This is a genomic window from Egibacter rhizosphaerae (assembly GCF_004322855.1).
In the GTDB taxonomy this organism is placed as follows: domain Bacteria; phylum Actinomycetota; class Nitriliruptoria; order Euzebyales; family Egibacteraceae; genus Egibacter; species Egibacter rhizosphaerae.
Genome location: NZ_CP036402.1, coordinates 4,206,489 through 4,221,542 on the forward strand (window position 1 = coordinate 4,206,489; position 15,054 = coordinate 4,221,542).

Annotated in this window: 13 protein-coding genes; 9 read left to right on the plus strand and 4 right to left on the minus strand. The window is 69.4% G+C overall.

Going from position 1 to position 15,054, the window contains the following annotated elements; translation table 11 throughout:
- Positions 1–34 precede the first annotated feature (34 nt).
- The 7 genes from ER308_RS19295 to ER308_RS19325 all read left to right on the plus strand — a co-directional run bounded on the left by ER308_RS19295 (position 35) and on the right by ER308_RS19325 (position 5,873).
- On the plus strand, positions 35–655 hold the full coding sequence (locus ER308_RS19295; RefSeq protein ID WP_131156495.1) for a GTP-binding protein: 621 nt from the start codon (positions 35–37) through the stop codon (positions 653–655).
- A 120-nt stretch (positions 656–775) separates the two neighbouring features.
- Entirely contained in the window at positions 776–1,252 is a 477-nt protein-coding gene (locus ER308_RS19300; RefSeq protein WP_131156496.1) for a type IV pilus modification PilV family protein, read from the plus strand.
- Positions 1,249–1,788: a prepilin-type N-terminal cleavage/methylation domain-containing protein gene (locus tag ER308_RS19305; protein WP_131156497.1), complete on the plus strand. Its 540-nt coding sequence runs from the start codon at positions 1,249–1,251 to the stop codon at positions 1,786–1,788. The genes ER308_RS19300 and ER308_RS19305 overlap by 4 nt, the downstream gene beginning before the upstream one ends.
- A 2-nt stretch (positions 1,789–1,790) precedes the next feature.
- On the plus strand, positions 1,791–2,957 hold the full coding sequence (locus ER308_RS19310) for a hypothetical protein (protein WP_131156498.1): 1,167 nt from the start codon (positions 1,791–1,793) through the stop codon (positions 2,955–2,957).
- Positions 2,935–4,626 carry a GspE/PulE family protein gene (locus ER308_RS19315; protein WP_205745744.1) on the plus strand — a complete coding sequence of 564 codons (1,692 nt, stop codon included), beginning with the start codon at positions 2,935–2,937 and terminating at the stop codon, positions 4,624–4,626. The genes ER308_RS19310 and ER308_RS19315 overlap by 23 nt, the downstream gene beginning before the upstream one ends.
- A 238-nt stretch (positions 4,627–4,864) precedes the next feature.
- Complete coding sequence (locus ER308_RS19320; RefSeq protein WP_131156499.1) at positions 4,865–5,386, plus strand: hypothetical protein; 522 nt, start codon at positions 4,865–4,867, stop codon at positions 5,384–5,386.
- Between the two features lie 37 nt (positions 5,387–5,423).
- Positions 5,424–5,873, plus strand: coding sequence for a hypothetical protein (locus ER308_RS19325; protein ID WP_131156500.1), 450 nt, complete (start codon positions 5,424–5,426; stop codon positions 5,871–5,873).
- Between the two features lie 37 nt (positions 5,874–5,910).
- Here ER308_RS19325 and ER308_RS19330 read toward each other — a convergent pair whose 3' ends face one another.
- Genes ER308_RS19330 through ER308_RS21860 form a run of 3 tightly spaced genes read right to left on the minus strand, consistent with a single transcriptional unit; the run spans position 5,911 to position 9,599 of the window.
- Positions 5,911–7,617 carry a hypothetical protein gene (locus ER308_RS19330; protein WP_131156501.1) on the minus strand — a complete coding sequence of 569 codons (1,707 nt, stop codon included), beginning with the start codon at positions 7,615–7,617 and terminating at the stop codon, positions 5,911–5,913.
- Positions 7,618–7,620: 3 nt separating this feature from the next.
- Positions 7,621–8,253 (minus strand): type II secretion system protein, encoded by a 633-nt coding sequence (locus ER308_RS21855; RefSeq protein ID WP_165492260.1) that lies wholly within the window; start codon positions 8,251–8,253, stop codon positions 7,621–7,623.
- Between the two features lie 2 nt (positions 8,254–8,255).
- A complete protein-coding gene (locus ER308_RS21860) occupies positions 8,256–9,599 on the minus strand; it encodes a type IV pilus modification PilV family protein (protein WP_165492261.1) in 1,344 nt (447 codons plus the stop codon).
- A gap of 311 nt (positions 9,600–9,910) precedes the next feature.
- Between ER308_RS21860 and ER308_RS22885 the strand changes: the two genes are divergently transcribed.
- Positions 9,911–11,593 carry a PilT/PilU family type 4a pilus ATPase gene (locus ER308_RS22885; protein ID WP_131156503.1) on the plus strand — a complete coding sequence of 561 codons (1,683 nt, stop codon included), beginning with the start codon at positions 9,911–9,913 and terminating at the stop codon, positions 11,591–11,593.
- A gap of 12 nt (positions 11,594–11,605) precedes the next feature.
- Positions 11,606–12,847, plus strand: a complete 1,242-nt coding sequence (locus tag ER308_RS19345) for a type II secretion system F family protein (protein WP_131156504.1) — start codon at positions 11,606–11,608, stop codon at positions 12,845–12,847.
- Positions 12,848–13,120: 273 nt separating this feature from the next.
- Here the strand turns inward: ER308_RS19345 and ER308_RS19350 are convergent, their stop codons facing one another.
- A complete protein-coding gene (locus ER308_RS19350) occupies positions 13,121–15,025 on the minus strand; it encodes a serine/threonine-protein kinase (protein WP_131156505.1) in 1,905 nt (634 codons plus the stop codon).
- Between the last annotated feature and the right edge of the window lie 29 nt (positions 15,026–15,054).

Sequence of the window (15,054 nt, forward strand, 5' to 3'; positions counted from 1 at the left end):
TGCCCACCGCCTCGGTGCGGGGAGGGCGAACGGGATGAGCCGCCCTCAGGCTCGCAGCCACCGCAACGGCTCCCGGGTCTCCGCCAAGGTCGTCGTGACCGGGCCGTACGGGGCCGGCAAGACGACCCTGATCCGCGCGATCAGCGAGATCACGGTCCTGTCGACCGAGCGCAGCATCGCCGATCGCCGGCCCTCGGGCGGTGGCAAGTCGGGTGGTGGCAAGTCGGAGACGACCGTGGCCATGGACTTCGGGCGGCTCACCATCGACGAGGGGCTCGCGCTCTACCTGTTCGGCACGCCCGGACAGCAGCGCTTCGACTTCATGTGGGAGATCCTCTCCGAGGGCATGCTCGGCTTCGTCGTGCTCGTGGACGGCGATGACGACGCCAGCCTCGACGACGCCGCGGGCATCCTCGAGTTCTTCAAGCGCTCCGCCGACGTCCCGTACGTCGTCGCGGTCAACAAGTCGAACACCGCCGCCGCCGCCGCCGGCGACGACGTCGTGGAGCGGGTGCGCCGGCTGCTTCGTGTCCCCTCCCACGTGCGGATGGTCGCCTGCGACGCGCGCGAGCGGGAGTCGGTCAAGCAGGTCCTGCTCACCCTCCTGAACGCGGCGCTCGACGAGATCGACGGGCGGATGCCGACCCCTGCATGACCGCATGTCAAGCACCGAGCGGACTACACACCGCGAGTGCGGCGCCTCAGCTTCCTACTCTGCGCTCAACCTGCTGCGCGTGTGGGCCGATACCCCTTGGGAGGCCGGATGGGAGGGCGTATGCGAGGACACCTGAGGCGGGAACGGCTCAGTGACGACACCGGCGTGAGCCTCGTCGAGGTGCTCATCGGAGTCTTCGTGCTGAGCGTTGGGTTGTTCGCGCTGCTTAGCACGTTCATCGCCTCCTCCCGTTCGCTCATGGACGAGGAAGGCCGCGCCGGCGCCACGCGGGCGGCGACGCAGGAGATCGAGCGCCTGCGGGCCGCCGGCGAAGTCGACCTCCTCGACCAGGTCGGCGAGGACCCAAGCACGTTGGAGGTCGAGGTCGCAGGTCGAACGTACGAGATCACGCGTCACCTGTCGTGGATGGACGCGACGGATCCGGAGGAGGGTGACGACGAGGACCTGATCTACGTGGGCCTGGACATCCGGTGGACCGCAGCCGGCTCTGACCGGTCGGTGACGTTCGAGACCGCGATCGACCCCGCACACGTCGACGACTTGAGCGGCGCGGTCGTGTGGAGGTGGGTGGCATGAGGGCTGCGACCCTCTCTCGGCAGGTCAACGAGGACGGGTTCACCCTCGTCGAGTTGCTCGTCGTCGTCCTCCTCCTGGGGGTCCTGGGCGCGGCCATCACGAGCGGCATCGTCTCAGCGCACAGCGCGCAACGGGCGCAGATCGAGCGCAGCGACGCCCTCGCCGAGTTGCGGACGGCGGCCGAGCGCGTCTCCCGTGATGTCCGCGCCGCGGACCCACTTCTCTTCGCCGAAGCGGACCGTTTGGAGGCCAAAGTCGATCGCGGCGACGGGCACGAGGAGGTCGAGTACACGATCCACGACGGTCGCCTCGTGCGCCGCGTCGACGGGGGGTCGGCGCAGTCGCTCGTCGAGCGGTGGCCGGATGATCACGACCCGTTCGCGTTCCTCGTGCCCGATGACGCGGACGCGGTCGAGTCGGTCGAGCCGCCGGGCTCCGCGTACGGCGTCGAGCTCAGATTCGGCCGTGACATCGATAACGCCGACGCGCCGGTCGAACTGAGCGACACCGTGATCATGCGGAATCGAGGAGGATGACCGTGGCGCATGCGGAGATCTATTCGGAGCGCGGGAGCCTGCCGCTCGCGCTCCTCGCCACCATCGTGATCGCCGGCCTGGCCGTCGTCGTGACGGCGACCATGGTCACCGGGCAACGCCAGGCGCGCTTCGACGTCGATTACGAGCAAGCGCTCCACGTCGCTGAGATCGGTTTGGAGCGCGGAGTGCATCGCGTACAGACCGAAGGTCCCGTGGCGATCCCCCCGATCCAGGGCAGCGTCGAGAGTGGCTCCTACGAGGTCGAGATCGATGATACCGAGAAGGGGGACGGTCGGTTGACCGTCCGGTCCACGGGCTTAGCGGGGGACGGTGTCGAGCGAACTGTGTCACGCGAACTGCGGACTGAACCGTTCTTCGACTTTGCATTCTTCGGTGAAGATATATTCAGCTCTCATGGAGAGGGGGAAATCAGTCTCGAGGATGGGGAAACTGGCCTCCTTGAGGCACTCGACGGCCTGGCCGGGAGCAATGGGGAGATCGATATTGGCGGGTGGCCGTCCCAAGAGCTCGGAAGGCTTGTGATTGCTGATTACGACGGCGACGCTGACCGCTGTAGCATCGATGGTGACGACTGCGAGAACGGCGAGTACGTTGAGGTAAGGACGGATCGAGTGCAGGCTGTTACGGAAGGGCGCCTGAACGAGGTGGCTACGATCGAGCATGGCGCTGAAGAGCTGGAAGATCTGGAAGGCCTGGATGAAAGCCCGGTCCCGTCGCTCGACGGGGGAGATTACAAAGTTGAGGGCCGAGACTTGCATCTCGACGACGGTTTTCACGTGACTGGTACTGGCGACGCTGTCCGGATTGTTGTGAGGGATTGGGAGGAGATTCACTTGGGCAGCGGGCCTGGGAGTCAAGTAAACTTTCATGGTTCATCAAGTGACTTGCAGATATATGCAATGCCCCCGCATGATGAGGTGCCTGACAGTCCTCATGGGGAAGTGGAACTGCCAAACCAGTCGACTGCCAGGGCGTTGCTGTATGCTCCTGGTGCGCAATGTGGGGACTGGAATGGCCAACCAACTTTCTATGGTTCCATGATGTGCTTTGAGATCGATCTAGGTGGTGGCGCCAGTTTGATTGCGACCGAAGACATCACCGAACCCACGCTCGACGGTTGGCAACGTGACGTCTGGCGTGAGGAATAGTCTCGTGCAACTGGGTGAGATCCTTCGGGAGGACGGCCTCGTCAGCGGGGAGGACCTCGCGCGCGCGACCGCCGAGCACGAACGGACCGGCAAGTCGCTCGGCCGCGTGCTCATTGAGCTCGAGCTCGTCACCGAAGCCGATCTGGTCGCCGCCCTCGCCCGCCACCTAGGCATGGACTTCGTCGACCTGTCGAGCGGGCAGGTCGACACCGTGGCCGCCTCGCTGGTTCCCGAGCATCTCGCGCGCCGCCACTGCGTGCTGCCGATCGGCTTCGACGACGACGGCACCCTCGTCATCGCGATGGGGGACCCGGCCAACGTCCTGGCCATCGACGACGTCCGCACCGCGACCGACCGCGACGTGCGCGCTGTGGTTGCCACGCGCAGCGACATCAACCAAGCGATCGAGCGCTACGTTCGCATGGGCGAGTCGGTCGAGGACCTCGCCGACGAGATCGACACCCGCGACGAGCCCGACGACCTGGAATCGATCCAGGAGGTCGCTGACGACGCGCCCATCGTCAAGTTCGTCAACGCGATCATCAGCCAGGCCGTCGCGGATCGGGCCAGCGACATCCACATCGAGCCCCAGGAGCACGAGATCCGCGTTCGCGAACGCGTCGACGGGGTGCTCCACGAGGTCACGACCCAGGGCAAGAAGATCCACGCGGGGGTCGTGAGCCGCCTCAAGATCATGGCCGAGATGGACATCGCCGAGCGGCGGATCCCCCAGGACGGCCGCATCAGCATCCGCACGGGCGGCAAGGCCATCGACCTGCGCGTCTCGACCCTGCCGACCGTGCACGGCGAGAAGGTCGTGATGCGCATCCTCGACAAGTCGTCGGTGCTGCTCGAACTCAGCGACCTGGGCTTCCTCGACCACAACTACCAGCGCTACGAGGAGAGCTTCACCAAGCCCTACGGGATGATCCTCGTCACCGGGCCGACCGGGTCCGGGAAGTCGACGACGCTGTACGCGACGCTGAACGTGATCAACCAGCCGGGCGTGAACATCGTCACCACCGAGGACCCGGTCGAGTATCAGCTCGGCGGGATCAGCCAGGTCCAGATCAATCCCAAGGCCGGCCTGAGCTTCCCGAACGCACTGCGGTCGATCCTCCGTCAGGACCCGGACGTGGTGCTGGTGGGGGAGATGCGCGACACCGAGACCGCGCAGATCGGCATGGAGGCGGCGCTCACCGGGCACCTGGTGCTGTCGACGCTGCACACGAACGATGCGCCGAGCGCCGTAACGCGGCTCACCGAGATGGGCGTGGAGCCCTTCCTCGTGTCGAGCTCGGTCGACTGCGTGCTCGCGCAGCGCCTCGCCCGGCGGATCTGCAAGCACTGTCGCCAGGCCTACGAGCCGACGGCCGCCGAGTTGCGGACCGCCGGCCTGCCCGTCGACGAGGACGAGTCCCTGCCCACGCTCTACAAGGCGGTCGGCTGTGCCGCCTGCGCGCACACCGGGTACCGCGGCCGCCTCGCGGTCCACGAGGTCATGGTCATGAGCGAGGAGATCCAGCGGCTCATCGTCGAGCGTGCCTCCACCGAGGAGGTCACCAAGTTCGCGAAGGCCCAGGGGATGCGGACCCTGCGCGAGGACGGGCTCGCCAAGGCGCTGATGGGCCAGACGACCCTCGAGGAGGTTTCCCGGGTCGTCGTGTAGCAAGTAGCCTTCTCCGTCGCGGGTGGGCTCGACCTTCGTGGTCGGCGGAATGGTGGGGGCGGGTCGTGCCGGTGGGCTGGCAGACGCCCATGACTCGGTGCCGGCGAGCTCGAACGTCATCCCGTCCGCGTGGACCACGATCGACGCGCCGAAGGGACTGCCAGTGGTGACGGTGGGGCATGTTGGCACAGGATCGTGTTCGTGGCGCCTCGCTCGCGGGACGCTCCTCCTCGTTCCCATGCTCGGGCTTCTCGCCTGCTCCGGCCATGGGGGCGACGCCTCGGGCGAACTCGACGTGGACCGCTACGAGGACGACCGGCTCGCTTTCGCCCATCCCGCGGACTGGGAGATGACGGTCGGTGAAGGCTACGAGCGCGAGATCCGCATCGAGCGACCCGCCGACGAGGCGGACCACGCCGAGGCGTTGATCATCGTGGCTTGGCCGAGCCTGCACAGCCACGACCTCGACGGTGCGATCGGGTTCTTCGGACGGGACGAGGGCGAGCCGGAGGTCTCCGAAGTCGACGAGGGGCCGATCGACGTCGCCGGTGCCGACGAGGCGGTCCTGCGTACGCTCACGACCACCGACGCGGTGGTCGACGAGGAGACCGCCTACCGCTTCTGGAGTGTCTTCGCGATGAGCGAGGCGGAGCGCGTGGTGGCCGTCACCATCGGCGTGGACGAGGACGCGGTGGTCGATGGTCAGGTGGTCGCGGACACGGTTCTGGACTCGTTGGAGCTCCGCCCGTCATGGGACTGAGGAGACGATCGGCGACACGTCGACCGAGGCGGTGAGCGTGGTGGACGCGTCGGAGCGGCGATGGCGTGCTCACCCGCTCGTGCGTCTGCAGCGTTGGCTGTGGTTGGCCCTGGTCGTGCCTCTGTGCCTTGTGGCGGTGTGGGCTCTGCTCGACGCCCAGATGCCGACGGAGGCGCTCGGCCCGGTCGCCGTCGCGACGGTCTTCCTGGCGGTGGCGGTCCTGATGTGGCGGGTGAGTCGTACCGAAGTGCGGCTGGGCCCGACCAGTGTGGTGATCCGCCGGGTGCGGCCCCGACGGATCGTCCCCCTCGCGAGCCTCGTGGGGGTGCGCGGCGACGAGCGGCTGGCCCACGTGGTCGTGCTCGACACGGACGACGGTCCCGTGGACCTGCCCCGGTCGGTGACCTCGTTCGGCTCCCTCGGCGCGGACGAGCGCAGCCGTGAGATCCACGAAGCCATCGCCGCACGGGCTGAGGTCAGCCGGTGAGTGCCGCGGGTCGCCGGTCGTCGGGTCGCTCGCGCGGTCAGTCGCGGTGCACGTCGGGGGTGACGCGCTCGGCCCACTCGGCGACGTCGTACTGAGCGTCGACCGGCTCGATGAAGTGCGGCGGCGACAGCCGCTGGAGCCGCCAGTCGTAGGTGTAGTTCTTCGCGTAGCCGGAGCGGCCGCTGCCGATGGTGAGGCCGACCGGGCCGCGGTAGCGCTGGGCAATGGCGCCGGTGATGTTGAGCGTTCCGCGGTCACCCACGTGAGCGTAGTTCTGGACCTTGACCACGCCGTTGAGAGCGAGCAGCCCCGCGTGGATCCGGGGATCGTCGAACGTGGTCCCGTGCCGTGGGAGGTCGAGCGTCGAGAAGCTCGGTCCGCCGGTGCGAGAGCCGGCGACGGCTCCCATGACCTTGACGTCGTTCTGGGCGATGAGTCCGATGAGGTCCTCATCGGAGTCCGTCCCGTTGGCGTACTCGAGGTGCCAGCTGATGATGACGTCGTTCGCGCTCGCCGCGGTCAGGTGCCCGTCGACCGTGCCCTCGATGAAGAGGTCGCCGGCCTCGGGGTCGTAGGTCTCGAGGTGGCTCTCGACCGGGTTGCTGTCCAGGGTCGCGTCACCCGACGGGATGACCGAGCCCTCCAGCGGATGGGAGCCGTCGGCCTCCGAGCCCGTGGCGACGTAAATCACGCCGTTGTCGGGGTGGCTGCCGGTGTTGCCATGCCCCGGGCACCCCTGGCCGGGGTTGTGGCTGTCCGGCGTTAGCGGGCTCAGCACGCTCATCTGGCCCCCGTCGAGCAGCTCCACGTGGGTCGGCCCGAGGTACAGGCACCCCTCGCCGGCGGTGGCGTCCTCGGGATCGGCGGCGGCGCGGACCGCGTCGTTGGTCGGCGGCATGTCCTGCGAGGGCCGGTAGGTGGGGTCACCGTCCTGAAAGTCGGGGTCGGGCGTCCCAGGGCTGCACCGGTTCGTGTACGGGCAGAAGTCAGCCCAGCCGTCGTTCGGGTCAGGATCGTCGAGCTCGTCCCGGGTCGGGTCGAGCTGCGGATTGGACGACGTGGCCTGGGCGTTCCAGGTCGGCGAGCCCTCGACGAGCGGAACGTCGTTCGTGTGGAACGGCCCGTCGATCACGTCGTCGCTGACGAAGCGGATCGTGTTGCAGTCGGAGTCCCGCGTGGTCCCGTCCCACCCGTCTTGCCAGTAGTACGTCTCGAGGTCGCTGCCGTCGCAGTCGTCGTTGAGCCGCCCGGGCAGCATGTCGTAGTCGGTGAAGTACACGAAGTCGAGGAACGTCGTTCGGCGAATCGTCGCCTCGATCGTCCGCGTGCGGTCCCGCACGCGGCCGGTCGCGACCACCGTGACGCCGCCGGTGTCTTCGAACTCGCCGGTGTTGACGGTGTAACGGTATTCGCCGACCGACCCGGCCCCTGGGGTGTCCACGAACTCGCAGCGGGGCTGGCCCTCGGCCTCGTCGGGATCCTCGCAGTCGACGGCGTCCTGCCAGAACGTCGAGTCCCGGTTGACGCGGTGCACGAAGTCGTCGACGCCCGCCTCGGCCGCGCCCAGCGCGGCGTGCCAGTCCTGGTCCTCGGCGCTCTGGCGCGAGCCGTTCAACGCGAAGGCCATGAGCGCGGCCACGAGCGACGCCAGGATCGCCGTCCAGCCGAGGACGGCGACGAGGGCAGCGCCTCGATCATCCGCCAGGGCGGCCGTCGGCCGATCGAAGGTGGGAAAAGGGCGCATCGGTCACCCCTCCAGGTTCGGGAGACGTACGCGGTTCGTGACGCGGGTCGGTGCGACGTCGAGGTGCTCGGCGCCCCCGACGGCGACCTCCACGCTGATCGCGCGGATCGCGCGCAGGGAGTTCGGGTCGTCGGGCGCGGGCGTGAACGGGGCATCCGAGGTCGCGTCGGGATGCAGCACGAAGAGGTCGTCGGGGTTGGTGAGCCGACCGACCAGCCGTCGGGTCGACGCGTCGTCCTCGTCGAACGCGAGCGAGCCCCCGCTGGGATCGCCGGGCACGGTGGTCATCTCGAGCGCGTGGCCCTCGTCGGTCTCGACGGATTCGATGGTCACGCGGGCCGGAGGGTCGCCGACGTCGCCGCCGATGTTGCCGTAGAACGTCACCCGCTCGGCATCGGCGTGCAGGAAGGGCCCCTCGACGCCCGCCGGCTCGTGCGCGGTCCGCAGCGCCTGCGTGGCCTGGCCGATGGCGATCATCGCCACCCCGCGGTCCTCCTCGCGCTGGTCGGTGCTGGCCGTGGAGCGCGTCACGGTGAGGACCGCCCCGGTGAGCGAGGCCAGGACCACGCCGGTCACGACGATCGTGACGAGCAGCTCGACGAGGGTGACGCCCTCCTCGCGGTGTAGCCGTCGCATGGCTAGCTCCCTTCGCCCCGGTGCTCGAGCTCGACCGCCTCGGGCTCGTCCCGTCCCGGAGCGAGCTCCGTGGTCACGTCGGTGTGGTCGCTCGGGTCGGTCGAGAACGTCCAGGGGCCGTACGGCAGGGCGACGAGCTCGCTCTCGCCCCGCTCCAGCTCGACGACCTCGAGGGAGTCCTCGCCGCAGTCCCAGTCGTCGGGGCGCTCGGCCCGCACGGTGCGCGTGGGGCCCTCCCCCTCGCCCTCGCCCTCGCCCTGGCCGGGGTTCTCGCCGAGGACCACCTCGACCGTGGCGAACGGGACGGTGATTGCGGTCGCCTCCCCGGGCTCGAGCGTGGCGGGTACCGCAGCGCCCTCGGGCAGGCATGCGTCCGGGTCGTCGGTTGGCCGCTGGTTCTCGCCGATCCAAACGCTGTGATCGGCGGGATAGGGCCAGAAGCCGTTTATGGCCATGCCCTGGTCGAAGGTGAACGGGAGGCGGTCGTTCAGCTCCGCGTGGCGGAACACGACCGGGAAGGCGTCCGGCAGGGGAGTGGGCACGAGCTGCCCGCCGAGCTCGCCCTCGGCGGTGACCGTCGCGGTGGCGGGCTCGTCGACCCAGAACTCGGAGGTGCGGACCTCCCCGCCGCCGACGTCCTGGTGCTCCGCGGGCGGGGCCGGCACGTCGGGTCGGCTGACCAGCGCGGCGTGGACCGGGTCGGTGGTGGGTACCGCGTCCGCCGGGGCCGCGTTCGGGACCTCGACCGTCCAGCTGCCGATATCGATGTAACCGAAGAAGGCGCAGCCGTCCGTGTCGGTGAGCTGAGTGTGCTGCTGGGCCCCACGATCGATCGTCACGCGCTCCCCGACCTGCGGGTCCCCGTCGCGGTCCCTGAGCAGCACGCCGATGTGGCCGCGGTTGGGGTCCAGGTCACCGACGCTTGGAGCGACCATGGTCTGGGATCGATGTGGCTCGGCGAGACTCGGGCCGTCGATCTCGACGACGACCTCCACGTGGGTGGGTCCGTCCGAGTCGGGGGCCTCGCAGGAACTGCCTTCCTGCTCGAGCGTGACCCAGTTCGCCCACCGGCGCACCGTGTAGTCCAGCCCGTCGACGGCCACCGCCTCGGGATCGGGCGGGTCGTCGATCCACGCCTCGAGGTCGAGGAAGTCGTGGCTGCGGGCGCGGTCGAGTTCCTGGTCGGCGACGTTGCTCGCCGCCACCCGCTCCTCGCTTTGTCGATTCACCTCGAGGACCGATATGAGCACCGCGGCCGTGCCGGCGAGCGCGATCATCAGGACCGTGAACGCGACGAGCAGCTCGACCAGGCTGATCCCCTCGTCGTCGCTGAGGGCGGTGAGCATCAGGACCTCCCGATCATCGTTTCCGCCTCGTGCTCGGCACTGGCGCGCGGCACCCGTGCGTTCTCCGTGTCCGATCATCCCGACAACACGGAATGTCGGGAGCCGCCCGGAATAGCTTTAGCAATCCGTGTGCGAAGAACCACTCTGTGTGATTCCGGACGGTCAATGCCCGCCAGCTGGTCTCCCGTGTCAACCGGAGCCCGTCGCGGGGAACTCGTCGGCGCGGCGGCACTCAAGCGCTCCCGGGCCGTTGCCGATCCAGTGAACGGGGTCGCCATTGCGGCCCGACGAGCTGACGGCTGGGAGAGGCGATGACGACGGAACTCGGGCGCGTGCTCGTGAGCCGAGGTGTGGTCAGCGAGGAGCAGCTGCGCTCCGCCGTTGAGACCCAGGAGTACGAGGGGGGATCGCTCGGCAAGGTGATCGTCGACCTCGGCTATGCGGCCGAGCGCGAGATCGTGCAAGCGGTGGCCGAGACCATCGGCATGCCCTTCGCCGACACCCGGCCGGGACAGGTCGATCCCGACGCCGCGGCGCTCATGCCCCAGGACGAGGCCACCCGACTGGGCGCTCTGCCGGTCGGCTTCGATCGCGACGGCAGCCTCCTGGTCGCCCTCGCCGACCCCGGCAACGACGAGGCCGTCGAACGGGTGAAGGCGCTGACCGGCGTCGACGTCAGCCCCGCACTCGCCGCGCGCGGCGAGTTGCAGCAGGCGATCGCCCACCTCGCCGACGCGCCCGGTTCCGCACCCGCCGATGGTGGCGCGGGTGCGCGACCCGAGCGCGAGCAGGGGGAGGCGCGCCAGAGGCCACCCGGTGGCTCGAGGGGGCTGAGCCTCGCGGAACGGTCGGACGCCGCCGAGGCTTCCCTCGCCACGGAGGCCGCCCCCGAGGGCGCCGACTCCCTGCTGGCGTACGAGCAGGGCAGCGCGATCGACCTCGACGAGGTCCTCGTGCAGATCATCAAGCGCGGCGCGAGCGACCTCCACCTCACCGCGGGCGTGCCGCCGATGCTGCGGCTGCACGGCGAGCTCGAGCCGATGGACGAGTTCGACGTGCTCACCCCGCCCGAGCTGCAGAAGATGATCTACGCGATCCTCACCCAGAAGCAGCGCGAGCAGTTCGAGAACGAGCTGGAACTCGACCTCTCCTACCAGGTCCCCAACGTCGCCCGCTTCCGTGTGAACGTCTTCCAGCAACGCGACTCGATGGGCGCCGTCATGCGCGCCATCCCCCACGAGATCTTCTCGATCGAGGACCTCGGGCTCCCGCGCGCCGTGGAGAGCCTGGCGCGGCGGCCGCGCGGCTTCGTGCTCGTGACGGGTCCGACCGGCTCGGGGAAGTCGACCACGCTCGCGTCGCTGATCGACATGGTCAACCGGGAGCGCTCGAGCCACATCATGACGATCGAGGACCCGATCGAGTTCCTGCACACGCACAACCGCTCGATCGTGAACCAGCGCGAGCTCGGCGGGGACACCCACTCGTTCTCGGCGGCCCTCAAGCACGTGCTCCGCCAGGACCCGGACGTGATCCTCGTCGGCGAGTTGCGCGACCTCGAGACGATCCAGGTCGCCCTCACCGCCGCGGAGACCGGGCACCTCGTGTTCGGCACCCTGCACACCCAGGACGCGCCGCAGACCATCGACCGCATGATCGACGTCTTCCCGCCGCACCAGCAGGAGCAGATCCGCGTGCAGCTCGGCGGGGCGTTGCAGGGCGTCGTCTGCCAGCAGCTGCTGAAGACGAAGGACGGCCACGGCCGCGTGCCCGCGACCGAGGTCATGATCGCGACGAGCGCGATCAAGAACCTGATCCGCGAGGGCAAGACCCACCAGATGTACTCGTCGATCCAGGCCGGCAAGGAGCACGGCATGGCGACGATGGACACGTCCCTGGCGCAGCTGGTCAAGACCGGCAAGGTCACGTACGACGCCGCGCTCGAGAAGTGCAACAACGCCGCCGACTTCAACCGCCTCTGCGGCCGGGCCTAGGAGAGCGACGAGATGGCTACCGCGACCTTCGACTACACCGTCCGCGACCAGTCGGGCAAGACCCTCAAGGGCTCGCTCGACGGACCCGACCAGCGCGCGGTCGCAGCGAAGCTGCGTGAGATGGGGTACTCGCCCATCTCGGTGCAGCAGCAGAAGAGCTCCACGCTGCACAAGGAAGTCTCCATCCCCGGCCTGTCCGGGCGGATCAAGCTGCAGGACCTCGCGGTCTTCAGCCGGCAGTTCGCGACGATGATCAACTCGGGGCTGTCGCTCGTGCGCGCCCTGAACATTCTCGCCGAGCAGACCGAGAACCGGAAGCTCGCCGAGATCGTCGGGGTGGTGCGCGGCCAGATCGAGCAGGGGCGGTCGCTGTCCGACTCGCTCGCCGATCACCCCGACGTGTTCCCCAAGCTGTACGTCGCGATGGTCCGCGCCGGCGAGACCGCGGGCATGCTCGACCAGGTGCTCCTGCGCGTGGCGAACACGCTCGAGAAGGACCTGGAGCTGCGCCGCAAGATCAAGACCGCGCTCACCTATCCCGTGGTCGTGGTCTGCCTGGCGATCCTGCTCACCGCCGCCATGCTGATCTTCATCGTCCCCGTGTTCGTCGACATGTTCGAGGATCTCGGAGGCGAGCTGCCGCTGCCGACGCAGATCCTGCTGTTCCTCTCAGACATCCTGCGAAGCTGGTGGTTCCTCATCCTGCCGTTGCCGATCGTGGCGTGGCAGCTGTTCAAGCAGGCCCGCAAGGACCCCAAGGTCCGCTATCAGCTGGATCGGCTGAAGCTGAAGGTGCCGGTCTTCGGCGACCTGTTCCACAAGATCGCCCTGGCCCGCTTCAACCGGAACTTCGGGACCCTGCTGCGTGCCGGCGTCCCCATCCTCAGCGCGCTCGAGATCACGGCCGACACGGTCAACAACGGCGTGATCTCCGATGCCGTGAAGGACGTGCAGACCGCGGTCAAGGAGGGCGAGAGCGTCGCGCGCCCGCTGAGCCAGCACGCGGTGTTCCCACCGATGACGGTGCAGATGATCGCCGTCGGTGAGGAGACCGGCGCGATGGACGAGATGCTCGAGAAGATCGCGGACTTCTACGACGACGAGGTCGCCACGACCACCGAGTCGCTGACCGCGATGCTCGAGCCGCTCATGATCATGGTGCTCGGCGGCATCGTCGGAGCGATGGTCATCGCGCTCTACATGCCGATGTTCGAGATCTTCGACCTCGTCGACTCGGGCGCCGGCGGCATCTGAGCCGCCCAGGGAGCGAATCCGCCGGAGGAGCGGGTCCGCCCGGCATCCGAGCCGCGCCGGGGAGCGGATCCGCCCGGCATCCGAGCCGTCCGGCATCTGAGCCGCGCCGGCGAGCGGATCCGCCCGGCGCGTCCGTTCCCCGGACATCCCGGCTTGCACCCGATCGTCGTCAACATTCGGGCGCGGGATCCTGCGCCAGGATGTCGACGTCGATCCGGTGCAAGTCGAGAGGGCTCACGCTGCGTTGACGTTCCTACTGGAGAACGAGGTCGGTCAACGCGCCCGGAACTCGACATCGGCGAGCTCGGCCCGGAACGCGCCGCCGTCGTCGGGCAGCGACGTGAACCAGACGAGCCACACGCGCTCCTCGGCCTCGTCGTCGAGCTCGAGGGTCGTGGTCCCGTCGGCATCGGCGACGCTCGTCACCGAGACCCCCCAGTCCTCGGGAGCCTCCCCGGCGCCGGGGGGTTCCGCGCCCGCGTAGACATCGAACGACGACCCGGCGCTGGTGGACAGCGCGACCTCACTGACCGGGGCGGCCTCGTCGAGCTCGAACCAGACCCCGACCCCCGGCTTCAGGCCGCCGAGGGCGGGATCCCCCCGGTAGCCGTGGGTCTGCCACGTCGTGTCGGGGTTGCCATCGACCGCGTTCATCACATCACCGGGGAACTCCTCCCCGCTGCCGAAGGGATCGTGGTCGCCTGCGCCGACGATCTCCACAGCCGTCGGCTCGTCTTCCTCGTCTTCCTCGTCTTCCTCGTCTTCGCCGTCGTCTTCGTCGTCGTCCTCGTCCTCGTCCTCCTCGTCGCTGGCGGCCTCGGCCTCGCCCTCGTCGTTCGCGGGCGCCTCCGCACCCGGCGGGTCACCCTCGCTCTGCACGGCGGTGTCATCGGGCTGCTCACGGGTCACAGCGAGGATCACCCCGCTGGCGAGCAGCGCGACGGCGAACAGCGTGGCGATCCCCGCGATCACCGGACGCCGCCCCCCTCCTCGAGTGGCGGGAGTCGAGCCCGGTAAGGCCCCAACGCTTTGCGCCGGTGCGGTCGCCTCGGGGTCGTGGGAGGCGGGGGCCAGTGCGGTCGCCTCGGGGTCCTGGGAGGCGGGGGCCAGTGCGGTCGCCTCGGGGTCCTGGGAGGCGGGTGCCGGTGCGGTCGCCTCGGGGTCGTGGGAGGCGGGCTCCGGCGCGGTCACCTCTGCGCCCGGGACGGCTTGATCCTGCTGGCCGGGCCCGTCACCGGATGCGGTGCTGACGGTCGTGGGGACGAACGACGCGGTCGGTGTGCCGGGGGCCGGCGTGGACCGTGTGCGCAGCAGGATCGCGAGGTCGCGGGCCGCGTGCGGGGCGGCGAGCGGGTTCAACGCTTCGGCCAGCCGGTGACCGTCGGCGAAGCGCTCGGCCGGTTCGAGGCGGGTCGCGCGGACCACCGCGGCGTCGAGCGCCTCCGGCACGTCGCCGCGCAGCTCGCTCGGCGCGGGCAGCTGCTCGCCGAGCCGGCGGACCGCGATCTCGGCGGTCGTCCCGTGCCCGAACGGGGCGCTCCCGGTGAGCAGCTGGTGGAGGAGCAACCCGAGCGCGTAGACGTCCGCCCGCGCATCGAGCGGGTCGTCGCGCAGTTGCTCGGGCGCGAGATACCGGGCGGTGCCGATCACCTGTCCGGGGATGGTCAGGTGCGACGTGGCGTCGCCGAGGGCCCGGGCGACGCCGAAGTCGGCGACCTTCGCGATCCCCTCCCGCGTGAGCAGCACGTTCGCGGGCTTGACGTCGCGGTGCACGAGGCCTCGGGCGTGCGCCGCCCCGAGCGCCCCGCCGACCTGGCTGCCGAGGGCCGCGACGAGGCCCGGCGCCAGTGGGCTGTGGGGGAGCAGGTCCGCGAGCGTCCCCCCGTCGACGAGCTCCATCACCAGGAAGTCGCGTTCCTCACCGCTGCCGACGTCGTACACCGCGACGGCGTGAGGATGGCTGAGGTTCGCCGCTGCGGTAGCCTCGGCGCGGAAGCGCGTGGTCGTCTCGGGGTCCCGTGCGAGGTCCCCGTGCAGCACCTTGATCGCCACGGTGCGCTCGAGGCGACGGTCGTGGGCGCGCCACACGATCCCGGCCCCACCCGAGCCGAGACGCTCTTCGAGCACGTAGCGGCCGGCGAGCACACCGGCGCTCGGGTCGGGCGGAGTTTCGGTCACCGAGGGCTCTCGTTCGGTCGCTGAGCGGG